This is a genomic window from Blastococcus sp. TF02A-30, assembly GCF_003319185.1.
Taxonomy (GTDB): domain Bacteria; phylum Actinomycetota; class Actinomycetes; order Mycobacteriales; family Geodermatophilaceae; genus Blastococcus.
In genome coordinates this window covers 97,297-121,360 of sequence record NZ_QOHJ01000005.1, presented here as the reverse complement: position 1 = coordinate 121,360, position 24,064 = coordinate 97,297, and the positions used below count along the sequence as shown (strand labels likewise).

The window sequence follows — 24,064 nt, the reverse complement described above, 5'->3', positions numbered from 1 at the left end:
GGTGCCGACTGACGGGGTGTGGACCCGCGTCGTTGGTGGCTGCTCGCGGTCGCCGTGCCGGTGCTCCTCGCCTGCGCGGCCGCCGCGGCGCACCCTGCCCTGAGCGGGTGGGGTGACCTCGCCGTCGTCGGCACGGGCCTGGTCGCCAGCGCGACCCTCTGGGTCGCCGGTGGCCGGCCCGGCCTGCCGTGGGGCTGGCGGCTGTTCGCCCTGGGACCCCTGTTCCCGGTCCTGGGCGCGGGCCTCGCCGCCGCGTCGGCACCGCAGACCCCGCTGGAGCACGTCGTGCTGCGCTGGGTGCCGACGGTGCCCGGCTACCTGATCGCGATCGTCGCGATCCTCGCCCTCGTCGAGCCCGGCCGGCTGCGCGCCGGCCGGCGGACCGCGGTAGAGGTCGCGCTGTTCCTCACCGCCGGCCTCGTCCTGTTCCAGCTCCTCGTCGTCCGCCCGGTGGGGGACTGGGGTGACCTCCGCCCGGGGGAGCAGCTGGTCCTGGGTGCCGCGGTCCTGGTCACCGCGGCCACCATCGCCGCCGCGCTCACCGTGCTCGGCGTCGTCGAGCAGCACCGGCGGCCGATGGCCCTGGTCCTGCTCGCCGGCACCGTCCTGCTCACCACCGGGCGGGGCCTGGGCACCTCCTCCATCCTGTCCGGCGCGCCCGCGCTCCTCGACGTCGCCCGCTTCCTCGTGGTGGGCGGCCTCCTGCTGCTCTGCGCGGCCGTCCTCAGCGATCCGGGCAGGGACCCCGTCGGGCGCCCGCGCCGCAGCGCCGCGCGGGCCTTCGACCTCGGCCAGCTCCTGCCCTACGTCGCCCTGCTGGTGGCCGTCGTCGCCGCCGGGGTGCTGCGCTTCTCCAGCGGACCGCTGGACGCGGCCGCCTGGGCGGGCATCGTCGTGGCCGTCCTGCTGGCCACGGTCCACCGCTGGCTGACCGGGTGCGAGCAGCACCGCATGGCCGCGGCCCTGCGGCGCAACGAGGCCTACTTCCGCTCCCTGGTCGGTGCCGGCCACGACGCCGTCGTGCTGCTCGACGGCGACCTGCGGGTGTCCTGGACCTCGCCGTCCCTCGAGCGGATCCTCGGGCCCGTGGCCGGCCGGCTGGTCGGCCGCCCGCTGCTCGACGAGGTGAACCCCGAGGACGCCGCCGGCCTGGCCACCGCGCTGGCCACCGGCGAGCCCGGGCTCCGCCTCCTGCGGCTGCGCGGCGCCGACGGCGGCTGGCACTACCTCGAGGCGGCCGTCTCCGACCTGCGCGACGTCGCCGACGTCGGCGCCGTCGTCCTCCAGATGCGGGACATGACCGAGCGGCACGCGCGCGAGCAGGCCCTGCTCGGCGTCGCCTACACCGACCCCATGACCGGGCTGCCCAACCGGGCCGGGATGGTGGAGGCGGTGCAGGCGGCCCTCGCGGACGCCGGCGCCGAGCCCGCCACCCTGCTCATGATCGAGCTCGAGGGCCTCGCCGCCGCCCGCGCCACCGCGGGCCGCGAGGTCGTCAGCACCGTCGTGGCCGAGGTCGGCCGACGGCTCCGGGCCACCGTCCGCGGCGACGACCTCGTCGCCCGGCTGGGCGGCGGCGCCTTCGCCGTGGTGGCCGCCGGGGACGACGCCGACGTCGACCGGCTGGCCGGCCGCTGCCTCGCCGTGGTCGAGCAGCCGATCGCCACGGCGGCCGGCATCGTCGACCTCACCGCGTTCGTCGGCGTGGTCACCCTCGAGGAGGGGCTGGGGCTCGAGGACGTCCTCACCCGGGCCGACCTCGCGGTCCGCGCCTCCCACGTGGCCGGGCCCGGGACCGCGCAGCGGTACTGCCCGGCGCTGGGCGAGGCCGCCGCGCGGCAGGAGCGGCTCTCCGCCGACCTGCGCGGTGCCCGCGCCCGCGGCGAGCTGTTCCTGCTCTTCCAGCCGGTGGTGTCCCTCGGCCAGCAGCGGATCGCCGGCCTCGAGGCGCTCCTCCGCTGGTGCCACCCCGAGCTGGGCGACATCCCGCCCGCGGAGTTCCTGCCGCTCGCCGAGCGCACCGGCCTGATCCGCGAGCTCCAGTCGTGGGCGCTGGAGCAGGCGACCGCGGCGGCCGCGTCCGCACCCGAGGACACCGTCCGCATCGGCGTCGAGGTGCCGGCCGCCTACCTCGCCACGGGCGCCCTGGTCGCCGACGTGGAGGTCGCGCTGCGGACCTCCGGCCTGCCGGCCCAGCGGCTCGTCCTCGAGATCGGCGCGGACGCCGTCGCCGCGGCCGACGAGCGGGCGGCGCTGGACGTCTCGACGCTGCGGCTCATGGGCGTGCGCGTGGCCCTGACCGGCTTCGGCGGCGGCTCCTCGGCCCTGGCGCACCTCACCCGCATGCCGATCGACCTGGTCACGCTCGACCGGACGTTCGTGTCGCGGGTCGACCGCGACCCGCAGATCCGGGCGCTGTGCGAGTCGGTGGTCGGCATCGGCCGGGAGCTCGGCATGGAGGTCATCGCCGAGGGCGTCGAGACGGCGGCGCAGCTCGCCGCCGTCCGCGGCTTCGGCTGCGCGTACGCGCAGGGCTTCGTGCTCGCGCGGCCCATGGCGTGGGCGCAGGTCAGCGCCCTGCTCAGCGAGGACGCCGGGGTGCTCTGGCCCGGGCTGGTCGGCACGCGGTGAGCGCCGCCGACGAGACCGTCGCGCCGCCGGTGTGGCCGCGCGCGCGGGTCGCCGCCCTCCTGACCGCCGCCGCGCTCGTGCTGGCCGCGCAGGAGCTGCTGCTCCCCGGCTGGACGGGGGTCCTCGCGCCCGCAGTCGTCGGGGTGGTGACGGTCGCCGTCTCCGTCCGGGTGTGCCTGCACGCCGCCGCCCTGCCGGGTTCGACGAGCGAGACGTGGCGGACCTTCGCGGTCATCGGCTTCCTGCTCGCGCTGGGCCAGCTCGTGCGCGCGGCCACGGGGGCGGGCATGAACCCCACGGAGTCCGGCCTCGCCGACCTGGCGCTGGCCGCCACCGGCCCGGCCGCCGCGGTGCTGTGCACCCGCCTGGTCCGGTCGGCCGGTACCCGGGTGCGCTTCCCGGTCGTCCTCGACGCGGCCGTGACGCTGATCGCCGTCGGCGTCCTCACCGAGGCGCTGCTGCCGGTCGCCGGGCGGGCCACGGCCGGCGCCGACGCCCTGCTCACCATCGGCTACCCGGCCGTCAGCACGGTCCTGTTCGCCGCCGGCATCGTCACCTTCGCGGGTGTCTCGGCCCCGCGCCGGAGGGCCGCGGCGTGGCTCCTGACCGGCTTCGCCGCGCTGGCCGTCGCCATGGCCAGCGGCGCCGTGGCCGCGACCGCCCCCTCGCCGGTGCTCGACGTCGTGACCACCCTCGCCTACCTGGCGATGGTCGGTTCGGCCACCCGGGCGCTGGCCGCCGACCCCGGTCCGGTCACCGCGGAGTCCAACGACGTGCCGCTGGTCGGCGTCGTCGTCAGCTACTGCCTGTCCTTCTCGGTGACGCTGGCACTGCTCGGCTCGTGGTGGGGCGGGCGGCCGCTGGTGCTCGTGGAGCTGCTCGCGGTGAGCACCCTGCTGGTGCTCACCTTCGTGCGGACCCTCGTGTGGGCCGCCGACGAGCGGCGGCTGAAGCGCCGGCTGCTGCGCACCGAGTCCTACCTGCGGGCGCTGGTGTCCAGCGCCGAGGACGTCACCGTCGTCCTCGACCGCGAGGGCACGATCACCTGGGCCTCCGGCTCGGCCCGCAGCCAGCTCGGCTGGACCCTGCGCGAGCTGACCGGCCGCCGGCTGCCCGAGCTGCTGCACGAGGGCGACCGCGAGGTCGTCACCCGTGCCGCCGGAGCGCTGGCCGGCGCGACGCCGCCGGGTCTGCCCGCGACCGTGCGGCTGCGCACCGCGGCCGGCGACTGGCGCGACGTCGAGATCTCCGGTGCCGCCCGGGCGGGCGTGCCCGGGACCGCGCTGCGCGACGGGCTGGTCCTGCACCTCCGCGACGTCAGCGCGCGCCGCTCGACGGAGCTCGAGCTGGAGCGCATGGCCTACACCGACTACCTCACCGGCCTGCCCAACCGGGCCCGGTTCATGGCCGCCCTCGAGGCCGCCCGGGCCCGGGCCGGCGAGGGGGAGCCCGCCTGCGTCCTCCTGGTCGACCTCGACGGGTTCAAGGCGGTCAACGACGTCGCCGGGCACGAGGCCGGTGACCGGCTGCTGGGCGAGGTGGCCGACCGGCTGCGCGCCGGCGCGCGCGACCGCGATCTCGTGGCCCGGCTCGGCGGCGACGAGTTCGCCCTCCTGGTGCCCGGGAACGCCGAGGAGGCCGCCGCTCTCGCCGAGCGGCTGCTCGGCCTGCTCGACCGGACCTACCGCGCGCCGGCCGCCGACGGTCTCGGCCCGGTCTTCCCCATCTCCGCCAGCATCGGCGTCGCGCCCGTGCAGCCGGAGGAGGAGGCGGCCACCGCCGTCCGGCAGGCCGACCTGGCGCTGCGCGCGGCCAAGGCGGCCGGCAAGAACTGCGTGCGCTCCTCGGGCACGGCGATCGACAGCGCGATGGGCCGGCGCACCCGGCTGGCCCGCGACCTCCCGGCCGCGCTCGAGGAGGGCCAGCTGCGGGTCGTCTACCAGCCCATCGCCGGCATCCACCAGGACCGGATCGTCGGGCTCGAGGCCCTCGTGCGGTGGGAGCACCCGCTGCTGGGCACCGTGGCGCCCGACGAGTTCATCTCCCTCGCCGAGGACGACGGTCTCATCGTGCCGCTGCAGCGCTGGGTGCTGGAGCAGGCGGCGACCGAGGCCGCGGCGCTGCTGGCCGAGGGCTGGGACCTGCAGGTGGGCATCAACGTCTCGGTGCGGCACCTGCAGGCCGGGAGCCTGGCCCCGGACGTCGCCAAGGTGCTGGCCGCGGCCGGCCTCCCCAAGGGGAAGTTCGTGCTGGAGATCACCGAGTCGGTGATGATCGGCGCCGAGGACCGGCTGGAGACCGACTTCGCGGCGCTGCGCGAGATGGGCTGCGTCATCGCCCTCGACGACTTCGGCAAGGGCTACTCGTCGCTGGCCTACCTGGCCCGGCTGCCGGTCGACGTGCTCAAGATGGACCGGGAGTTCGTCGCCGACGTCGACCGGGACCCGCGGGGCGCCGCGCTGGTGTCCAGCGTGGTGGACCTCGGGCGCAAGCTCGGCATCGACGTCCTCGCCGAGGGCGTCGAGACGGCGGGGCAGCTGGCCGAGCTGCGGGAGCTGGGGGTCGCCTTCGTGCAGGGCTGGCTGCTCGGTCGGCCGGTGCCGCCGGAGGAGCTGCGGACGCTGCTGACCACCTTCGACGGCGCCGTGCTGCGCGGTTCCGCCGACGTACCGCCGGATCTGGACGCCGATGTCCACCTGGTGGGACGGAGCGGTTGACGGCTGCGCTCCGCGGGGCGCACAGTGTGCAGGTGCCCTCCGCCTGCCTGCTCGTCGACGGCTGCCCCCGCAGCCTCCTCGTAGTCGCCTAGCGCGCCGGTCGCCCGACCGACGCGCTGACCCCTCCGTGCCTGCGGCACGAGGGGTTTTTTGTTGCCCGACACCCGTCGACCGAGCCGGCCGGCACCCGCACCAGCCCCGCCCAGGAGAGACCCGAGATGAGCACCCCCCCGAGCGAGTCCGCCACCCGAGAGGCCGCCACCCGAGAGGCCGCGGAGGCGCTGACCGGCGTCGAGACCACGGCGCGGTCCGTGGCCGCCGCCGCGGTCGAGCCGGCCACCGGCATCACCGGGGCGCAGAGCCTCGTCCGGTCGCTGGAGGCGGTTGGCGTCGACGTCGTCTTCGGCATCCCCGGTGGCGCGATCCTCCCGCTCTACGACCCGCTCTTCGACTCGAAGGTGCGGCACGTGCTGGTGCGCCACGAGCAGGGCGCCGGGCACGCCGCGACGGGGTACGCGCAGGCCACCGGGCGGGTCGGCGTCTGCATGGCGACCTCGGGTCCGGGCGCGACCAACCTGGTGACGCCGCTGGCCGACGCCTACATGGACTCGGTCCCGGTCGTGGCGATCACCGGTCAGGTGCCCAGCGGGTCGATCGGCACCGACGCCTTCCAGGAGGCCGACATCCGCGGCATCACGATGCCGATCACCAAGCACAACTTCCTGGTCACCGACGCCGCCGAGATCCCGCAGCGGATCGCCGAGGCGTTCCACCTGGCCGCCACGGGCCGTCCCGGGCCGGTGCTGGTCGACGTCCCCAAGGACGTGCTCCAGGCGACGACCGACTTCTCCTGGCCCCCGCGGCTGGACCTGCCCGGCTACAAGCCGACCACCCGCCCGCACGGCAAGCAGGTGCGCGAGGCCGCAGCGCTGATCGCCGGCGCCTCCCGCCCGGTGCTCTACGTGGGCGGCGGAGTGCTCAAGGCCGGCGCCACCGAGGAGCTGGCCGAGCTCGCCGAGCTGACCGGCGCCCCCGTGGTGACCACCCTCATGGCGCGCGGGGCGTTCCCCGACAGCCACCGCCAGCACCTGGGCATGCCCGGCATGCACGGCACGGTGGCCGCGGTGACCGCGCTGCAGAAGGCCGACGTCCTGGTGGCCCTGGGGGCGCGCTTCGACGACCGGGTGACCGGCGACCTCGCCACCTTCGCCCCGGACGCGCAGGTGGTGCACGCCGACATCGACCCGGCCGAGATCGGCAAGAACCGCAAGGCCGACGTGCCGATCGTCGGCGACGCGAAGGAGACCATCGCCCAGCTGGTCACCGCCCTGCGGGGCGAGCACGAGGCCGGCCGCACGCCGGACCTGGCCGCCTGGTGGGCCCAGCTCGACGACTGGCGGGAGCGCTACCCGCTCGGCTACGACTGGCCCGAGGATGGCGCGCTCTCCCCGCAGTACGTGATCGAGCGGATCGGCGCGATCGCCGGCCCGGACGCGATCTACACCGCGGGCGTCGGCCAGCACCAGATGTGGGCCGCGCAGTTCATCCGGTACGAGAAGCCCGGCACCTGGCTCAACAGCGGCGGCCTCGGGACCATGGGCTACGCCGTCCCGGCCGCGATGGGCGCCAAGTACGGCTGCCCGGAGACGACGGTGTGGGCCATCGACGGCGACGGCTGCTTCCAGATGACCAACCAGGAACTGGCCACCTGCGCCATCGAGGGCATCCCGGTGAAGGTCGCCGTCATCAACAACGGCAACCTCGGCATGGTGCGGCAGTGGCAGACCCTCTTCTACGAGGGCCGGTACTCCAACACCAAGCTGCACGCCCGCAACGCGGACGGCACGCCCAAGCCGGTGCGCATCCCCGACTTCGTCGCGCTCGCCGAGGCGCTGGGCTGCGTGGGGCTGCGCTGCGAGAGCAGGGACGACGTCGACGCCGTCATCGAGAAGGCCATGGCGATCACCGACGCCCCGGTCGTCATCGACTTCGTCGTCGGCTCGGACGCGCAGGTGTGGCCGATGGTCGCCGCCGGTGCCAGCAACGACGACATCATGGCCGCGCGCGGGCTGCGCCCGGTCTTCGGCGACAACCAGGTCTGAGGGGACGACGCAGATGACCCGCCACACGCTCTCGGTGCTCGTCGAGAACAAGTCCGGTGTCCTGGCCCGCGTCTCGGCGCTGTTCAGCCGCCGCGCGTTCAACATCGAGTCCCTCGCCGTCGGGCCCACCGAGAACCCCGACCTGTCCCGCATGACGATCGTCGTGGACGCGGAGAGCCAGCCGCTGGAGCAGATCACCAAGCAGCTGAACAAGCTCGTCGAGATCATCAAGATCGTCGAGCTGGACGGCGAGGCCGCCGTGCAGCGCGAGCTGCTGCTGGTGAAGGTGCGCGCGCCGATGGCCGAGCGCACCCAGGTGCTGCAGACCGCCGAGCTCTTCCGCGCCCGCGTCATCGACGTCAACCCGGACACGGTCACCCTCGAGGCGACCGGGACGCCCGACAAGCTGCAGGCCCTGCTCGCCGTCCTCGCCCCGCTGGGGATCAAGGAGATGGCGCAGTCCGGCACCGTCGCCCTGGGCCGCGGACCGCGGTCCATGTCGGGCGCCGGTACCTTGCGCCCGGTCGAACGCAGCGCCTGAGCAAGGACCCCGTCGCCCCCCACGACGCGCTCCGCACGCCGAGGGACCCTGCGACGGGGCCGAGAACCCACCCGAGCTTTATCGCGATAAAGCAGAACTCGAAGGAGCACGACCGCATGGCCGCCGAGATCTTCTACGACGACGACGCCGACCTCTCGATCATCCAGGGGCGCACCGTCGCCGTCCTGGGCTACGGCAGCCAGGGGCACGCGCACGCGCTGTCGCTGCGCGACTCGGGCGTCGACGTCCGCGTCGGCCTGCCCGAGGGATCCAAGAGCCGGGCCAAGGCCGAGGCCGAGGGCCTGCGGGTGGTCACGCCCGCCGAGGCGGCCGCCGAGGCCGACCTGATCATGATCCTGGCGCCGGACCACGTGCAGCGGCACCTGTACACCGAGTCCGTCGAGCCGAACCTGCAGGACGGCGACGCGCTCTTCTTCGGCCACGGCTTCAACATCCGGTTCGGCTACATCAAGCCCCCGGCCGGCGTCGACGTCGCCATGGTCGCCCCGAAGGGCCCCGGCCACCTGGTGCGCCGCGAGTTCGAGAACGGCAAGGGCGTGCCCTGCCTCGTCGCCGTCGAGCAGGACGCCAGCGGCAACGCGCTGCAGCTGGCGCTGTCCTACGCCAAGGCGATCGGCGGCACCCGCGCCGGCGTCATCAAGACGACCTTCGCCGAGGAGACCGAGACCGACCTGTTCGGCGAGCAGGCCGTGCTCTGCGGTGGCGCCAGCGCGCTGATCACCGCCGGGTTCGAGACCCTGACCGAGGCCGGCTACCAGCCCGAGGTCGCCTACTTCGAGTGCCTGCACGAGCTCAAGCTGATCGTCGACCTCATGTACGAGGGCGGCATCGCCAAGCAGCGCTGGTCGGTGTCCGACACCGCCGAGTACGGCGACTACACCTCGGGCCCCAAGGTCATCGACGCCCGCGTCAAGCAGTCGATGGGCGAGGTCCTGGCCGCGATCAAGGACGGCTCGTGGGCCGCGGCGTTCATCGCCGACCAGGACGCCGGGGCGCCGGACTTCAAGCGCCGCCGCGCCGAGGCCGAGGCGCACCCGATCGAGGAGACCGGGCGCAAGCTGCGCGGCCTGATGAGCTGGGTGTCGGCCTCCGACGACTACACCGGCACCGCCGCCCGCAACTGAGCGACGCAGAACGGCCCCCGTCACCGCGAGGTGACGGGGGCCGTTGTGCTCGTGGCGCCCTGCGGGGGCAGGGCGTCCTTCTAGTAGGCCGGGTAGCCGCCGCCCGCGAGGTACTTCGGCGAGGGACCGTGCTGGTTCGGGGCCGGGTCCCCGTCCTGGGCCCACCACACGATCAGCAGGATGATGCCCACCAGCGGCACGAGGGCGATCAGCTGCCACCAGCCGGACTTGCCGGTGTCGTGCAGCCGCCGCGCCCCGACGGCCAGGCCCGGGATGAGCAGGCCGAGCGCGACGATGATCTGCAGCAGCGGAGCGCCGATCGCCTGGTCGACGACCGAGGCGACGATCGAGGCCAGCACGTTGGCCAGGTAGAACCACCAGAACTCCGAGCGCCGGGCCCGGCCGGTGAAGACCGCGTACTGGTTCAGCACGCTCCGGACGGCGGTGGCGATGTCGAGCTGCGGGCTGGCGCCGGCGGGTCCGGCGTACCCGGGAGCCGCGGGGTAGCCCTGCTGGCCGTACCCCGGCTGGCCGTAGGGCTGCTGCCCGTAGCCGGGCTGCTGGCCGTACCCCTGCTGCCCGTACGGCTGCTGGCCGTAGCCACCGGGGGGCGGCGGCGGGGGCGTGCCCCAGGGGTTCTGGTCGCCACCGCCCTGCGGCTGGTCCTGGCCGGGGCCGGTCGGGTTCGTCATGGGACGGTGGTCCTCCTGATCGCGGGCCCGCCGTGGTGGCGGGCGGTGGCGCGGGAGTCTAGGGCGCGGGGGGCACGTCCCGCGCGCACGAACGGGGTCGAGCACCACCTGTCCCGCCCAGTGGGACGGCTGTCTCACGTCAGAGGGGCCGGTCGTCCTCCCCGCGGCCAGCGTCCCTAGGCTGTCGCCCTGTGACCACGACCGCGCCCGTCGTCCTGATCGCCGAAGAGCTCGCGCCCAGCGTCCTGGAGGTGTTGGGGACCGAGGTGGAGATCCGCCACGTCGACGGCGCCGACCGCGCCGCCCTGCTGCCCGCGCTGGCCGAGGCCGCGGCGGTGATGATCCGCAGCGCCACCCAGATCGACGCCGAGGCGCTGGCCGCCGCGCCGAACCTCAAGGTCGTCGCCCGTGCCGGCATCGGCCTGGACAACGTCGACGTCGCCGCCGCCACCGAGCGCGGCGTCATGGTGGTCAACGCGCCCACCTCCAACATCGTGAGCGCGGCCGAGCACGCCGTCGCGCTGCTGCTCGCCGCCGCCCGCCGCATCCCGGCCGCCGACGCGTCGCTGCGCGAGGGCCAGTGGAAGCGGTCGAAGTTCACCGGCGTCGAGGTCACCGAGAAGACCGTCGGCGTGGTCGGCCTCGGCCGCATCGGCCAGCTGGTCGCCCAGCGGCTGGCCGCCTTCGACGTCGAGCTGATCGCCTACGACCCCTACATCCAGCCCGGGCGGGCCGCCCAGCTGGGCGTCCGGATGGTGTCGCTGGAGGAGCTGCTCCGCGAGTCGGACTTCATCACCATCCACCTGCCCAAGACCCCCGAGACGCTCGGCCTCATCGGCGCCGACGAGCTGGCCACGACCAAGCGCGGCGTCATCATCGTCAACGCCGCCCGCGGCGGGCTGGTCGACGAGGCGGCGCTGGCCGACGCCCTGGCGTCGGGCCAGGTCGGCGCGGCCGGCATCGACGTCTACGCCAAGGAGCCGTGCACCGACAGCCCCCTGTTCGGGCTGCCGAACACGGTCGTCACCCCGCACCTGGGTGCCTCGACGAACGAGGCCCAGGACAAGGCCGGCGCCGCCGTCGCCCGGTCGGTGCGCCTGGCCCTGCAGGGGGAGTTCGTGCCCGACGCGGTCAACGTCCAGGCCGGCGGGGTCGTCGCCGAGGACGTGCGCCCGGGGCTGCCGCTGGCCGAGAAGCTCGGCCGCGTGTTCACCGCGGTGGCCGGCGGGCTGGCCCAGTCGCTCACCGTCGACGTGCGCGGCAAGCTCGCGGAGTTCGACGACTCGGTGCTGCAGCTGGCCGTGCTCAAGGGCGTCTTCTCCGACGTCGTCGAGGAGCAGGTCACCTACGTCAACGCCCCGCTGTTCGCCGAGCAGCGCGGGCTCGACGTCGCCCTCACCAGCGACGTGGAGAGCCCCACCTACCGCAACCTGGTCACCGTCCGCGGCGCGATGGCCGACGGCCGGCAGGTGACGGTCTCCGGCACCCTGTTCGGCAAGAACCAGGTGCCCCGGCTGACCGAGGTCGCCGGCTTCGAGATCGACCTGTCGGCGTCGGGCTACCTGCTGTTCTTCACCTACGCCGACCGGCCCGGGGTCGTCGGCGCGGTCGGTGCGGCGCTGGGCGAGGCCGGGATCAACATCGCCGGCGCCCAGGTCAGCCGGACCACCGAGGGCGGCGAGGCGCTCATGGCCGTCACCGTCGACAGCCCGGTCACGCCGGAGCTGCTCGAGGACATCGCCGGCCGCATCGGTGCGCGCGAGGCCCGCGCCGCCGACCTCGACACCCTCTGATCCAGGAGTTCCCCTCATGCGCTTGGCAGTGATCCCCGGAGACGGCATCGGCACCGAGGTGGTGGCCGAGGGGCTGAAGGTCCTCCGCGAGGTGGCCCCCGACCTCGAGCCCACCCAGTACGACCTCGGGGCCGCGCGGTGGCTGCGCACCGGCGAGCTGCTGCCGGACGGCGTGCTCGACGAGCTGCGCCAGCACGACGCGATCCTGCTGGGCGCGATCGGCGACCCGAGCGTCCCGCCGGGCATCCTCGAGCGCGGGCTGCTGCTGCGGCTGCGTTTCGAGCTGGACCACCACGTCAACCTGCGCCCGGCCAAGCTGTACGACGGCGTGCGCGGTCCGCTGACCGCCGAGGGCCCGATCGACATGCTCTGCGTGCGCGAGGGCACCGAGGGCCCCTACGTCGGCAACGGCGGCGTGCTGCGCAAGGACACCCCGCAGGAGATCGCCACCGAGGTCAGCCTCAACACCGCCTTCGGCGTGGAGCGGGTGGTCCGGTACGCGTTCGAGCGGGCCGTCGCCCGCCCGCGCAAGCACCTGACGCTGATCCACAAGACCAACGTGCTCACGCACGCCGGCGGGCTGTGGTCGCGGGTCGTGGAGGAGGTGTCGGCGGAGTTCCCCGAGGTCACCGTCGCCTACCAGCACGTGGACGCCGCGTCGATGTTCTTCATCACCGACCCGAGCCGCTACGACGTGATCGTCACCGACAACCTGTTCGGCGACATCGTCACCGACATCGCCGCCGCCGTCACCGGGGGCATCGGGCTGGCGGCCAGCGGCAACCTCGACGCCTCGGGCACCAACCCCAGCATGTTCGAGCCGGTGCACGGCTCGGCGCCGGACATCGCCGGGCAGGGGATCGCCGACCCGACCGCCACGGTGCTCTCGGTCGCGATGCTGCTGGACCACCTCGGCCGTGCCGAGCAGGCGCGCAAGGTCAACGCCGCGGTCGCCTTCGACCTCTCCACCCGCGACCCGCAGCAGCCGGTCCGGACGGCGGAGGTCGGCGACCGGCTGGCCGCGCTCGCCAGCGGCTGAGCCGGGGGCGGCCGGGTGGGCGCGGCGGTCATCGCCCTGGGAGCGGAGTGCGACCTGGTGACCGAGGAGGAGGCCCGGGCGGAGCTGCTCGCACAGGCCTCGTCGGCGGGCGCGCCCGACGCCTCCGGCTGGGCGCCGTACGCGCCTGAGCCCGGCGTGCCGGTCCTGGACCCGCGGGCGATCTCCTTCCGGGTGACCGAGTTCGCCGACCTCTCCGACGGGCGTCGGCTCCGGCTGCACGCCGATCGCGGGTTCACCACCGGTGGCGCTGCCGACCTCCTGGCGGGCCTGCGGCTGGAGCAGCTGACCGACGACGTCCTGGGTGCCGTGCTCCCCGACGACGCCGAGGACACCGGCGAGGACCACCCCTGGGCGGAGCTGGCCGAGCTGCTGCGCGCCCGGGGCGTGGACGTCGCCCCCGAGGACCTGCGCGACCTGCCCTACCTCGTCGAGTTCAGCGAGCGGGTGCTGGCCCGCTTCGGCGGCTGAGCGAGGCCTACGCGGGTGGCTCGGCCCGCAGCAGGTCCCCGACCGGGACGGGCAGGCTCGCCCGGCCCGTGTCGCCGGGGCCGGCGAACTCGGGGCGCACCACCGCGCCGGCGGGGGAGACCTCGACCAGCACGACGGGGTGCCAGTCCCATGCGGGCTCCGGCCGGTGGACCGGCTGCACGCCCCTCAGCGGGGCCCCGGGCAGCCGCGCCCACCAGCGGCGGTCCAGGGCCCGCAGGCCGCGGTCCCGCAGCAGCGCCGTGGCGTCCTCGACGGGCTGCGGCCCGGCCAGCGGGACGCCGGTGAGCAGCAGCGGCCGCACCGGGCCGTCGGCGTCGGCGTCGGCGGGGGCCAGCCAGCCGACCTGCTCGCCATCGCTGCGGTGCACGGGGGTCCAGCCGGTCGGGATCACGACGGGGCAGCCTGCCAGCCCGCGGCGGCGCGCTCACGTGATTTCCGGTGCCCGTGGTTTACTCGTCGCGATGTCCACCACCGGCACGTTCATTATCGCCTAGCGCGCAGTCCCTCCCCGACTGCGCGCAGACCTCCCGTTCCCGGGGGGTCTTTTTGTTTGCCGGGACGTCCCACCGACACGACCAGGAGCCAGGCGTGAGCACCGATCTCGACTTCCACGTCTTCGACACGACGCTGCGCGACGGCGCCCAGCGGGAGGGCGTCAGCTACTCCGTCGCCGACAAGCTGGCCGTCGCCCGCCTGCTGGACGAGATCGGCGTGGGCTTCATCGAGGGCGGCTGGCCCGGTGCGCTGCCGAAGGACACCGAGTTCTTCTCCCGCGCCCGCACCGAGCTGAAGCTGCGGCACGCGCAGCTGGTCGCGTTCGGGGCCACCCGCAAGGCCGGCGTCCGCGTCGAGGACGACCCGCAGGTGCGGGCGCTGCTGGACGCCGAGACGCCGGTGGTCTGCCTGGTCGCCAAGTCCGACGTCCGGCACGTCCGCGAGGCGCTGCGGACCACGCTGGAGGAGAACCTGGCGATGGTGGCCGACACCGTCGCCTTCTTCGTCGCCCACGGACGGCGGGTCTTCCTCGACTGCGAGCACTTCTTCGACGGCTACGCCGCGGACCCGGACTACGGCGTGCGGGTGCTGCAGGCGGCCTTCGACGCCGGTGCCGAGGTCGGCGTCCTGTGCGACACCAACGGCGGCATGCTGCCCATGGGCGTGGGCCGGGTGGTGGCCGACGTGCGGTCGCGGGTCGGCGGGAAGCTCGGCATCCACTGCCAGGACGACACCGGCTGCGCCGTGGCCAACACCCTCGCCGCCGTCGAGGCCGGGGTCACGCACGTGCAGGGGACGGCGAACGGCTACGGCGAGCGCGCCGGCAACGCCGACACCTTCGCGCTGATCGGCAACCTGGTGACCAAGATGGGCCTGCCGGTCGTGCCCGCGGAGTGCCTGCCGGAGCTGCAGCGGGTGAGCCACGCGATCGCCGAGCTGGCCAACATCGCCCCCGACGACCACCAGCCGTTCGTCGGCGCCTCGGCCTTCGCCCACAAGGCCGGCCTGCACGCCAGCGCCATCAAGGTCAGCCCCGAGCTGTACAACCACCTCGACCCGGCCGTCGTCGGCAACGACATGCGCATCCTGGTCACCGAGATGGCGGGCCGCGCCTCGGTCGAGCTCAAGGGCCGCGAGCTCGGCGTCGACCTCACCGGCCAGTCCGACGCGATCGGGCGGGTCGTCGACCAGGTGAAGGTGCTGGAGGCCGACGGCTGGTCCTTCGAGGCCGCCGACGCCTCCTTCGAGCTGCTGCTGCGCGCCCAGCTGCCGGATGCGCCGGCGCCGCTGTTCGAGCTGGAGAGCTACAAGACCTCCGTCGAGCACTGGGGCAACGGCGTGGTGGTCAGCGAGGCCACGGTCAAGGTGCACGTCGACGGCGAGCGGATCATCAGCACCGCGGAGGGCAACGGCCCGGTCAACGCGCTGGACAACGCGCTGCGGCAGGCGCTGGTCAACCGCCACCCGCAGCTGGCCGACGTCGCCCTGGCCGACTACAAGGTCCGCATCCTCGGCTGGAAGGGCGGCACCAGCGCGACCACCCGGGTGCTGATCGACACCACCGACGGCGTGGGGGAGTGGACCACCGTCGGGGTCCACGCCAACATCGTCGAGGCCTCGTGGCACGCGCTGGTCGACGCGCTCACCTACGCCGTGCTGCGCCGCCCCGCCGCCGGCTGAATCAGCCGCGCGGCTGGATCTCGCCCATCGGGCCGAAGCCGGGGACGTCGGGCGCGTCGACGTAGATGATCTGAGGCTGGGCGGAGACCAGGTCCGGCGCGACGTCGACGAAGCGCTTGAAGTGGTCGGTGCCGACGTGCGCGGCGCCGGCGTCGGCGTCCCGGAAGCCCTCGATGCAGACGAAGGTGTTCGGGTCCTCGAGGCTGCGGGACCACTCGAAGAACAGCGAGCCCTCCTCGGCGTTCACGCCGCGGGCGTAGTCCGCGGCCAGGGCGGTCCACTCGTCGGCGCGCTCGGGCCGGACGGGGAACTTGACGACGATCAGGATCACGGAAGGGCCTTTCTGCATGGTCGCCCCGAGTGGGCCCCGGAGGGGTCCGCGCAGGGGCGACGGGTGGGCTCATTCTGGCGGGGGGACGGCTCCTGGCCGCGGTTGCTGCCCGGAGGGCAGCCGATCACGCAGCAGGCAGAACTCGTTGCCCTCCGGGTCGGCGAGCACGTGCCAGCTCTCCTCCCCGGTCTGGCCGACGTCGGCCGGGGTGGCGCCCAGGTCCAGCAGCCGCTGCAGCTCGGCGTCCTGGTCGCGGTCGGTGGGGCTGACGTCGAGGTGCAGCCGGAGCTTGCCCGGCGTCGGGTCGTCGACCTTCCCGAAGACGAGGGTCGGGGCGGGGCCGCCGAACCCCTCCTCCGGGCCGATCTCGACGCTGCCGTCCTCCTCGCGGTCCAGCACCCGGTAGCCGAGCACCGCTGCCCAGAAGGCGGCCAGCGACTCGGGGTCCCGGCAGTCGACGACGACCTCGGAGAAGCGGCAGGCCATGGGCGGGCAGTAGGCAGGACGGGGCGCGGCTAACCTCGCACCGTGCGCATCGTCCGCTTCGCCTCGCCCCAGGGCATGTCCTTCGGAGTTCTCGACGGGGACGGCCAGGTCGCCCAGATCGAGGGCCACCCGTTCGGCCAGATCTCCTTCACCGGCGCCCGGTTCGCCCAGGCCGACATCCGGCTCCTGTCGCCGATCCTGCCCAGCAAGGTGGTCTGCGTCGGGAAGAACTACGCCGACCACGTCGCCGAGATGAACACCGGCGATGCGCCGAAGGAGCCGCTGCTGTTCCTCAAGCCCTCGACGTCGGTCATCGGCCCGGGGGACGCGATCCGGATCCCGCCGGGCAGCACCAACGTGCACCACGAGGTGGAGCTCGCCGTCGTCATCGGCGCCCGCGGCGCGCGCAACGTCAGCCCCGAGCAGGCCATGGCGAGCGTCTTCGGCTACACGATCGGCAACGACGTCACCGAGCGGGACATGCAGAAGAGCGACGGGCAGTGGACCCGCGCCAAGGGCTTCGACTCCTTCTGCCCGATCGGCCCGTGGATCGAGACCGACCTCCCCGCCCTGGGCATGGATCCCGCCGACCTGGCGATCAGCTGCAGCGTCGACGGGGAGCAGCGCCAGTCCGGGCGCACCAGCCAGCTCATCTTCGGCCTGTCGACGCTCATCTCCTACATCTCGCAGGTGATGACCCTGCTGCCCGGCGACATCGTGCTCACCGGCACCCCGGCCGGCGTGGGCCCGATCCGCCCCGGGCAGAGCGTCGAGTGCACGATCGACGGCCTCGGCACCCTGACCAACACCGTCGTCGCCGCCGACGCCGTCTCGACGGCGGGCGGCGCCCGATGAGCGCCACCACCCGCTTCTGCCCCTCGCCGACCGGCCTGGTCCACGTCGGGGTGCTGCGCACGGCGCTGTTCAACTGGGCGCACGCCCGGCACACCGGCGGCACCTTCGTCTTCCGCATCGAGGACACCGACGCCGCGCGCGACTCCGAGGAGTCCTACCGGCACCTCCTCGACTGCCTGCGCTGGCTGGGCCTGGACTGGGACGAGGGGCCCGAGGTCGGCGGCCCGCACGGTCCGTACCGGCAGTCCGAGCGGCACGACATCTACCGCGAGGTGGCCGCCAAGCTGCTGGAGGCCCGGCACGCCTACGAGTCGTTCTCGACGCCCGAGGAGGTCGAGGCTCGGCGGCTGGCCGCCGGTCAGGACCCCAAGCTCGGCTACGACAACGCCGACCGGGACACCACCGAGGCGGAGAAGCAGGCCTTCCGCGACGCCGGCCGCCAGCCCGTGCTGCGGCTGCGCATGCCCGACGAGGACCTGTCGTGGACCGACCTGGTGCGCGGCGAGGTCCGCTTCGCCGCCGGGTCGGTGCCGGACTTCGTCCTGGTGCGCGGCAACGGCGTCCCGCTGTACCCGTTCACCAACCCCGTCGACGACGCCCTCATGCGGGTCACCGACGTGCTCCGCGGCGAGGACCTGCTCTCCTCCACGCCCCGCCAGATCGCGCTCTACCGCGCGCTGACCGACATCGGCGTCGCGCAGGGCACGCCGCGGTTCGGCCACCTGCCGCTGGTGATGGGGGAGGGCAGCAAGAAGCTCTCCAAGCGCGATCCGCAGTCGAACTTCGACGTCTACCGGGAGCGCGGCTTCCTCCCCGAGGGGCTCATCAACTACCTGGCGCTGCTCGGGTGGTCGATCGCCGACGACCGCGACGTCTTCTCGCCGCAGGAGATGGTCGAGGCCTTCGACGTCACGCGGGTGAGCGCCAACCCGGCCCGCTTCGACCTGAAGAAGGCCGAGGCGATCAACGCCACGCACCTGCGGGCGCTGCCGGTGGAGGAGTTCGTCGACCGGGTCGTGCCCTTCCTGGCCGGCGCCGGGTTGGTCGCCGAGCCGCCCACCGCCGAGCAGGACCGGGTGCTGCGGGCCATCGCCCCGCTGGCCCAGGAGCGCATGGTCGTGCTGTCGGAGGCGGTGAACCTGCTCCGCTTCCTCTTCGTCGACGAGGTGGAGATCGAGGCCGCCGCCGCGGAGAAGCAGCTGGCGGGGGAGAGCGCCGTGCAGGTCCTCGACGCCGCCACGACGGCGCTGGGCGAGCTGGACGGCTGGAGCACCGCGGCCATCGAGGCGGCGCTCAAGGCGGCTCTGGTCGACGGGCTGGGCCTCAAGCCGCGGCTGGCGTTCGGCCCGGTGCGCGTGGCGGTCAGCGGCCGCACGGTCTCCCCGCCGCTGTACGAGTCGATCGAGCTCCTCGGCCGCGAGCGCACCCTGGCCCGGCTGGCCGCGGCCCGCGGGGTCGCCGCCGGATGACCGCTCCGGGGACGGATGCGGCGCTGGAGGACGGGCGGTACGCCGGCCCGCCGCCCATGCTGCGGCCCGACCCGGCGCCGGACCTCCCGTCCGCGGGCGTGGACGACGACGTGGTCGTCGCGCCGGCCGCCCCGCCGACGCCGTTCCTGCTGGCGATGCGGCGGCCGGGCTGGGCCTGGTGGCGGCCGGTGGCCGGCCTGGCGCTGCTGGCCTTCCTGGCCGGCATCGCGGTGGTGCTCGTGCGCGTCGTCACCCTGCTCACGGGGGTGCGGCCGGACGCCGGGCTGCCCGCCGGGGCGGACTGGCGCTCGTTGCTGCTCACCGCCGTCCCGTGGGCGCTGGCGGTACCCGCCGTGCTCCTGGCCTGGCCGCTCGCGCACGGCACCGGGCCGGGACCGGGGCTGTCCGCCGCCGGGCGGTTCCGGTGGCCGCTGCTCCGCCGGGCCGCGGTCCTGGCGCTGCTTTCGGTGGGGCCGGCGCTCGGCCTGGCCGTCGCCGCCGCCGTGCTGCTCGCCGACCGGGAGCTCCCCGGTCCCGTCGGCGCGGTCGGCTGGGTCCTGCTCGTCGCCGTGCTCCTGGTGCCGCTGCAGGCCGCCGGCGAGGAGTTCCTGTTCCGCGGCTACCTGGCCCAGTCCGTCGCCGCCTGGACCGGCCGCCCGCGCCTGGGCGCCGCGCTCGCCGCGCTGGGCAGCGCGGTCGCGTGGGCCGCCCTGCACGGCACCGACCACCTCGGCGGGTTCCTCGCCCGGGTCGCCCTCGGGCTGCTGCTGTCCGCGCTCGTCGCGCTCACCGGTGGGCTCGAGGCCGCCGTGGCACTGCACGCCGTCGTCGCGCTGCTCGTGATGGTGCTCACCGCGCTGCTCGGTGAGGGCGCCGTGCCGGGCACCGCCGGCAGTGCCCCCGGAGAGGTGTTCGTCCTGGTCAGCGCGGTGGGGGTGCTGGTCTTCGCGGCGCTCGCCACCCGGCGCCGGAGCGCCGCCTGACCCGCCGGGTGGAGGGGGGTGCGACCCCGCCCCGGGACGTCAGGTAAGGTCTTCTCCGGCGCCGTGAGAACGGCCCATGGGGTATGGGGTAATTGGCAGCCCGACGGTTTCTGGTTCCGTTAGTCTAGGTTCGAGTCCTGGTACCCCAGCGAGGAAGCTGACGTCCTGGCAGCGCATTCCTCCAGCACCACCGCACGGCCCCGTCGTCTAGCGGCCCAGGACGCCGCCCTCTCACGGCGGTAGCGAGGGTTCGAATCCCTTCGGGGCTACAGCAGGCGAAGGCCCCCGACCGGCAGGTCGGGGGCCTTCGTCGTCCTCCGGGCCCCCCCGTGCGAGGGGCGGTCGCGGGCGTGGCAGAATGTCGGTGCACGGCCCCGTCGTCTAGCGGCCTAGGACGCCGCCCTCTCACGGCGGTAGCGAGGGTTCGAATCCCTTCGGGGCTACAGCAGGGGAGAGCCCCCGACCGGTACCGGTCGGGGGCTCTCGTCGTCCCGGCGTCCCCCGACCGGGTGTTCCGCACGTCTCCCCGTCTCCGGTGGCCGCGTGATCATGACGGGTCTAGCGTCGGATCGGCGCTCGTCACGCACGGTGAGCGGCGCCGGTACCTGCACGGGAGGCGCATCCACGGTGATCCGGACGAGTCGTCAGCTGGCCGACGGCCGGGAGATCCTCTACTTCGACGACGACGCGCACCCGGCTCCGCACGACGCCGCCGACGGCCGCGACCTGCCGCCGGTGTCCACCCGCTCCCAGCTCCGCCACGACGCGCTGCTGGACGAGTGGGTCGTCGTCGCCTCGCACCGGCAGACGCGCACCTTCCTGCCCCCGGCAGACCAGTGCCCGCTGTGCCCGTCGCGGCCCGGCCGGCCCACCGAGATCCCCGACGCCGACTACCAGGTCGTCTCCTTCGAGAACCGGTTCCCGTCGCTGGCCACCGGCGTCGAGCGCGACGTCCCGGCGTACGCGCCGGGCAACCCGCTGGCTGAGCTGCGCCCCGGCTTCGGCCGCTGCGAGGTCGTCGTCTTCACCAGCGACCACGACCGCGACTTCTTCCAGCTCGGCGCCGACCGGGCCCGTCTCGTCGTCGACGTGTGGGCCGAGCGGACCCAGGAGCTGTCGGCCGTCGACGGCGTCGAGCAGGTCTTCGTCTTCGAGAACCACGGCGAGGAGATCGGGGTGACGCTGTCGCACCCCCACGGCCAGATCTACGCCTACCCGTTCGTGACGCCGCGGGTGGCGACGGTGCTGGGCTCCGTCCGCCGGCACCGGGAGCGCACCGGGAAGGACCTGTTCGCCCAGGTGGTCGCCGCCGAGCGGTCCGGCCCGCGCGTGGTGGCGGCCAACGAGCACTGGACGGCGTTCGTCCCGGCCGCGGCCCGCTGGCCCTACGAGCTGCAGCTGTTCCCCACGCGCCGCGTCCCGGACCTGCCCGCGCTCACCGACGCCGAGCGGGACGCGTTCGTCGAGGTCTACCTGGACGTGCTCGGCCGCTTCGCGCACCGCTTCGACACCCCGATGCCCTACATCGCCTCGTGGAACCAGGCCCCGGTGCGCGCCCGCGACGACTGGTGGCTGCACCTGCAGCTGTTCTCGCTGCGCCGGGCGCCGGGCAAGCTCAAGTACCTGGCCGGCTCCGAGTCGGGGATGGGCGCGTTCATCACCGACACCAACCCGGAGGACGTCGCCGAGCAGCTGCGCGCCGTGGTGCTGCCGTGAGGACCGACGACGCGGCGGCCGACCGGGCCGCGAGCGCCTTCCGCGAGCGGTTCGGCACCGACCCTGAGGGCGTGTGGGCGGCCCCCGGGCGGGTCAACGTCATCGGCGAGCACACCGACTACAACGGCGGCTTCGTCCTGCCGATCGCCCTGCCCCACGCGACCCGTGCCGCGATGGCCCGGCGGGACGACGGCCGGGTCGTCCTCCGCTCGCTCCAGCACCCCGACGAGGACGCCGACGTCGCCGTCGCCGACCTCGCGCCGGGCTCGCCGTCCGGCTGGGCCGGGTACGCCGCCGGCGTCGTGGCCGAGCTTGCCGGCTCCGTGCCCGGCGGGCTGAGCGTCCTCGTCGACGGCGAGGTGCCCGCCGGCGCCGGCCTGTCCTCCTCGGCGGCCCTCGAGTGCGCCGTGGCGGTGGCGCTGCGCGACCTCCTCGGGCTGGACCTGTCGCCCGAGGACCTGGTCGACGTGGCCCGCCGGGCCGAGAACGACTTCGTGGGCGCCCCGACCGGCATCCTCGACCAGTCGGCGTCGGTGCTGTGCACCGAGGGCCACGCGCTGTTCCTCGACACCCGCGACCGCGGCACCGAGCAGGTGCCCTTCGACCTCGCGGCCGCGGGCCTGGCGCTGCTCGTCCTGGACAGCGGCACCACGCACGACCACGCCGCCGGCGGCTACCGCGACCGGCGCCGCGAGTGCGAGGCAGCGGCCGAGCAGCTCGGGGTCCCGCTCCTGCGGGACGTCGCCGACGTGGCCGACCTCGAGCGGCTGCGCGACGGCTCCGCCGAGGGCGAGGTGCTGCACCGCCGGGCGCGGCACGTGGTCACCGAGGACCAGCGGGTGCTGCGCGTCGTCGGCACGCTCCGGGCGGGGGAGGACCCCCGTGCCATCGGGCCGCTGCTGACCGAGGGTCACATCTCGCTGCGCGACGACTTCGAGGTGTCGGTGCCGCTGCTCGACGCCTGCGTCGACGCCGCCGTCGCCGCCGGCGCCCACGGTGCCCGGATGGTCGGCGGTGGCTTCGGCGGCAGCGCGATCGCCCTCGTCGACGCGGACGCCGTCGACACCGTGACCGCCGCCGTCACCGACCGGTTCGCCCGGGAGGGCGCACCGGCTCCCCGCTCCTTCGTCGCCGTCCCGGCTGCCGGGGCCCGGCGGCTCAGCTGATCTCCCCACTCCGAGAAGAGGAACCCGATGGACGACCTGCAGCTCGACGCGAACGTCGTCGACTACGCGCTCGTCGCCGCCTACTTCGCCGTCGTCCTGGGCATCGGGTTCGCCGCCCGCCGCCGCGTCTCCGACAGCCTCGACTTCTTCCTGTCCGGCCGCTCGCTGCCCGCGTGGGTGACCGGTCTGGCGTTCATCTCGGCGAACCTGGGCGCGGTCGAGATCGTCGGCATGTCGGCCAACGGTGCGCAGTTCGGCATGGCGACCATGCACTACTTCTGGGTCGGCGCCGTGCCCGCGATGCTGTTCCTGGGCGTCGTGATGATGCCCTTCTACTACGGGTCGAAGGTGCGCAGCGTCCCCGAGTTCATGCGCCGCCGGTTCGGCACCGGGGCGCACCTGGTCAACGCCATCAGCTTCGCGGTCGCCCAGATCCTCATCGCCGGCATCAACCTCTACCTGCTGGCCCACATCGTCGAGCTGCTGCTGGGCTGGCCGCTCTGGGTCTCGCTGATCGTCGCCGCGGTCATCGTGCTCAGCTACATCACCCTCGGCGGGCTGTCGGCGGCCATCTACAACGAGGTGCTGCAGTTCTTCGTCATCGTCGCGGCCCTGGTTCCGCTGACGCTGATCGGCCTGCACCGGGTGGGCGGCATCGGCGGGCTGATCGACCAGGTCCGGGAGGCCGGCAACGAGGACATGCTCTCGTCCTGGCCCGCGACGAACCTGACCGGCTTCGAGAGCCCGTTCTGGTCGGTCGTCGGCATCGTGTTCGGCCTGGGCTTCGTGCTCTCCTTCGGCTACTGGACGACGAACTTCGTCGAGGTCCAGCGGGCCATGGCCACGCACTCGATCTCCGCTGCCCGCGCGACCCCGATCATCGGCTCGTTCCCGAAGATGTTCGTGCCGTTCGTCGTGGTCATCCCCGGCATGATCGCCACGGTCCTGGTGCCGGAGGTGGTGGAGGCGAAGGCGTCCGGCGACCCGGACTTCGACTACAACAACTCGATCCTCTACCTGATCAGCGACGTGCTGCCCAACGGCCTGCTCGGCGTCGCGCTGGCCGGCCTGCTGGCCGCGTTCATGGCCGGCATGGCGGCCAACATCTCCGCCTTCAACACCGTCTTCAGCTACGACCTGTGGCAGCAGTACGTCAAGAAGGACCGCCCCGACCACTACTACCTGGTCGTCGGGCGGTGGGCGACGGTCGGCGCGACGATCACGGCCATCGGCACCGCGCTGATCGCGTCGGGCTACACGAACCTGATGGACTACCTGCAGACGCTGTTCGGGTTCTTCAACGCGCCGCTGTTCGCCACCTTCATCCTCGGCATGTTCTGGAAGCGGATGACGCCGACGGCCGGCTGGACCGGGCTGGTGTCGGGCACCCTCGCCGCCGTCGCGGTCGCGTTCCTCAGCGAGGACGCGTTCGGCACGGTGTCGCTCGGCGTGATCCCGCTCGGCGGCCAGGGGGCCAGCTTCGTCGCCGCCGGGGCCGCGTTCGTCGTCGACATCCTGGTGAGCGTCGTCGTCACCCAGGTGACGGCGCCCAAGCCGGTCGCGGAGCTGGTCGGGCTGGTCTACTCGGAGACGCCGAAGGAGCAGCGCACCGACCCGGAGGCCCACCGGCTGCCGTGGTTCCGGTCGCCCACGAAGCTGGCCGGCATCTCGCTGGTCCTGGTCATCGCCCTCAACCTCATCTTCCGCTGAGCA

19 protein-coding genes and 3 tRNA genes are annotated in these 24,064 nt (G+C 74.1%); 18 read left to right on the top strand and 4 right to left on the bottom strand.

The window, feature by feature from the left end:
- Positions 1-18 precede the first annotated feature (18 nt).
- From DQ241_RS12440 to ilvC, 5 genes are all read left to right on the top strand, one after another.
- On the top strand, positions 19-2,631 hold the full coding sequence (locus tag DQ241_RS12440) for a bifunctional diguanylate cyclase/phosphodiesterase (protein ID WP_113830531.1): 2,613 nt from the start codon (positions 19-21) through the stop codon (positions 2,629-2,631).
- Positions 2,628-5,348: a bifunctional diguanylate cyclase/phosphodiesterase gene (locus tag DQ241_RS12435; protein ID WP_113830530.1), complete on the top strand. Its 2,721-nt coding sequence runs from the start codon at positions 2,628-2,630 to the stop codon at positions 5,346-5,348. Before DQ241_RS12440 ends, DQ241_RS12435 begins: the two co-directional genes overlap by 4 nt.
- Positions 5,349-5,566: 218 nt before the next feature.
- Positions 5,567-7,450 carry an acetolactate synthase large subunit gene (locus DQ241_RS12430; protein WP_113830529.1) on the top strand — a complete coding sequence of 628 codons (1,884 nt, stop codon included), beginning with the start codon at positions 5,567-5,569 and terminating at the stop codon, positions 7,448-7,450.
- A 13-nt stretch (positions 7,451-7,463) separates the two neighbouring features.
- Entirely contained in the window at positions 7,464-7,991 is a 528-nt protein-coding gene (gene ilvN / locus DQ241_RS12425; protein WP_113830528.1) for an acetolactate synthase small subunit, read from the top strand.
- A 116-nt stretch (positions 7,992-8,107) separates the two neighbouring features.
- Positions 8,108-9,136, top strand: a complete 1,029-nt coding sequence (gene ilvC / locus DQ241_RS12420) for a ketol-acid reductoisomerase (RefSeq protein ID WP_113830527.1) — start codon at positions 8,108-8,110, stop codon at positions 9,134-9,136.
- Positions 9,137-9,216: 80 nt separating this feature from the next.
- Here ilvC and DQ241_RS12415 read toward each other — a convergent pair whose 3' ends face one another.
- On the bottom strand, positions 9,217-9,828 hold the full coding sequence (locus tag DQ241_RS12415) for a DUF805 domain-containing protein (protein WP_113830526.1): 612 nt from the start codon (positions 9,826-9,828) through the stop codon (positions 9,217-9,219).
- A gap of 191 nt (positions 9,829-10,019) precedes the next feature.
- Here DQ241_RS12415 and serA point away from each other — a divergent pair, with 191 nt between their 5' ends.
- From serA to DQ241_RS12400, 3 genes are read left to right on the top strand one after another with little or no spacing between them, the layout of a single operon-like run.
- Positions 10,020-11,621 carry a phosphoglycerate dehydrogenase gene (gene serA, locus DQ241_RS12410; RefSeq protein WP_113830525.1) on the top strand — a complete coding sequence of 534 codons (1,602 nt, stop codon included), beginning with the start codon at positions 10,020-10,022 and terminating at the stop codon, positions 11,619-11,621.
- A gap of 16 nt (positions 11,622-11,637) precedes the next feature.
- Positions 11,638-12,660, top strand: coding sequence for a 3-isopropylmalate dehydrogenase (locus tag DQ241_RS12405; RefSeq protein WP_113830524.1), 1,023 nt, complete (start codon positions 11,638-11,640; stop codon positions 12,658-12,660).
- 15 nt (positions 12,661-12,675) lie between these two features.
- On the top strand, positions 12,676-13,149 hold the full coding sequence (locus DQ241_RS12400) for a hypothetical protein (RefSeq protein ID WP_113830523.1): 474 nt from the start codon (positions 12,676-12,678) through the stop codon (positions 13,147-13,149).
- 7 nt (positions 13,150-13,156) lie between these two features.
- Here DQ241_RS12400 and DQ241_RS12395 read toward each other — a convergent pair whose 3' ends face one another.
- Positions 13,157-13,561 (bottom strand): hypothetical protein, encoded by a 405-nt coding sequence (locus tag DQ241_RS12395; RefSeq protein ID WP_113830522.1) that lies wholly within the window; start codon positions 13,559-13,561, stop codon positions 13,157-13,159.
- 197 nt (positions 13,562-13,758) lie between these two features.
- On the opposite strand from DQ241_RS12395, the gene cimA reads away from it, so the two are divergent.
- Positions 13,759-15,345: a citramalate synthase gene (gene cimA, locus DQ241_RS12390; RefSeq protein WP_113830521.1), complete on the top strand. Its 1,587-nt coding sequence runs from the start codon at positions 13,759-13,761 to the stop codon at positions 15,343-15,345.
- Between the two features lies 1 nt (position 15,346).
- Here the strand turns inward: cimA and DQ241_RS12385 are convergent, their stop codons facing one another.
- Both DQ241_RS12385 and DQ241_RS12380 read right to left on the bottom strand, forming a co-directional pair.
- Positions 15,347-15,676, bottom strand: coding sequence for a putative quinol monooxygenase (locus DQ241_RS12385; protein WP_199584475.1), 330 nt, complete (start codon positions 15,674-15,676; stop codon positions 15,347-15,349).
- A 69-nt stretch (positions 15,677-15,745) separates the two neighbouring features.
- The gene (locus DQ241_RS12380; RefSeq protein ID WP_113830519.1) at positions 15,746-16,162 is read right to left on the bottom strand and encodes a VOC family protein; all 417 of its coding nucleotides are present in this window, start codon (positions 16,160-16,162) and stop codon (positions 15,746-15,748) included.
- A 42-nt stretch (positions 16,163-16,204) separates the two neighbouring features.
- Here DQ241_RS12380 and DQ241_RS12375 point away from each other — a divergent pair, with 42 nt between their 5' ends.
- The 9 genes from DQ241_RS12375 to DQ241_RS12335 all read left to right on the top strand — a co-directional run bounded on the left by DQ241_RS12375 (position 16,205) and on the right by DQ241_RS12335 (position 24,061).
- Positions 16,205-17,017, top strand: a complete 813-nt coding sequence (locus DQ241_RS12375) for a fumarylacetoacetate hydrolase family protein (RefSeq protein ID WP_113830518.1) — start codon at positions 16,205-16,207, stop codon at positions 17,015-17,017.
- Positions 17,014-18,486: a glutamate--tRNA ligase gene (gltX, locus tag DQ241_RS12370; RefSeq protein WP_113830517.1), complete on the top strand. Its 1,473-nt coding sequence runs from the start codon at positions 17,014-17,016 to the stop codon at positions 18,484-18,486. The genes DQ241_RS12375 and gltX overlap by 4 nt, the downstream gene beginning before the upstream one ends.
- Positions 18,483-19,469 carry a type II CAAX prenyl endopeptidase Rce1 family protein gene (locus tag DQ241_RS12365; RefSeq protein ID WP_147252373.1) on the top strand — a complete coding sequence of 329 codons (987 nt, stop codon included), beginning with the start codon at positions 18,483-18,485 and terminating at the stop codon, positions 19,467-19,469. Before gltX ends, DQ241_RS12365 begins: the two co-directional genes overlap by 4 nt.
- Positions 19,470-19,546: 77 nt before the next feature.
- A tRNA-Gln gene (locus tag DQ241_RS12360) sits at positions 19,547-19,618 on the top strand.
- Between the two features lie 47 nt (positions 19,619-19,665).
- Positions 19,666-19,738: transfer RNA gene (locus DQ241_RS12355), tRNA-Glu, on the top strand.
- 101 nt (positions 19,739-19,839) lie between these two features.
- Positions 19,840-19,912: transfer RNA gene (locus tag DQ241_RS12350), tRNA-Glu, on the top strand.
- Positions 19,913-20,096: 184 nt separating this feature from the next.
- Positions 20,097-21,185 carry a galactose-1-phosphate uridylyltransferase gene (gene galT, locus DQ241_RS12345; protein ID WP_113830515.1) on the top strand — a complete coding sequence of 363 codons (1,089 nt, stop codon included), beginning with the start codon at positions 20,097-20,099 and terminating at the stop codon, positions 21,183-21,185.
- The gene (galK, locus tag DQ241_RS12340) at positions 21,182-22,351 is read left to right on the top strand and encodes a galactokinase (RefSeq protein ID WP_113830514.1); all 1,170 of its coding nucleotides are present in this window, start codon (positions 21,182-21,184) and stop codon (positions 22,349-22,351) included. Before galT ends, galK begins: the two co-directional genes overlap by 4 nt.
- Positions 22,352-22,378: 27 nt before the next feature.
- Positions 22,379-24,061 (top strand): sodium:solute symporter family protein, encoded by a 1,683-nt coding sequence (locus DQ241_RS12335; RefSeq protein WP_113830513.1) that lies wholly within the window; start codon positions 22,379-22,381, stop codon positions 24,059-24,061.
- The last annotated feature ends 3 nt before the right edge of the window (positions 24,062-24,064 follow it).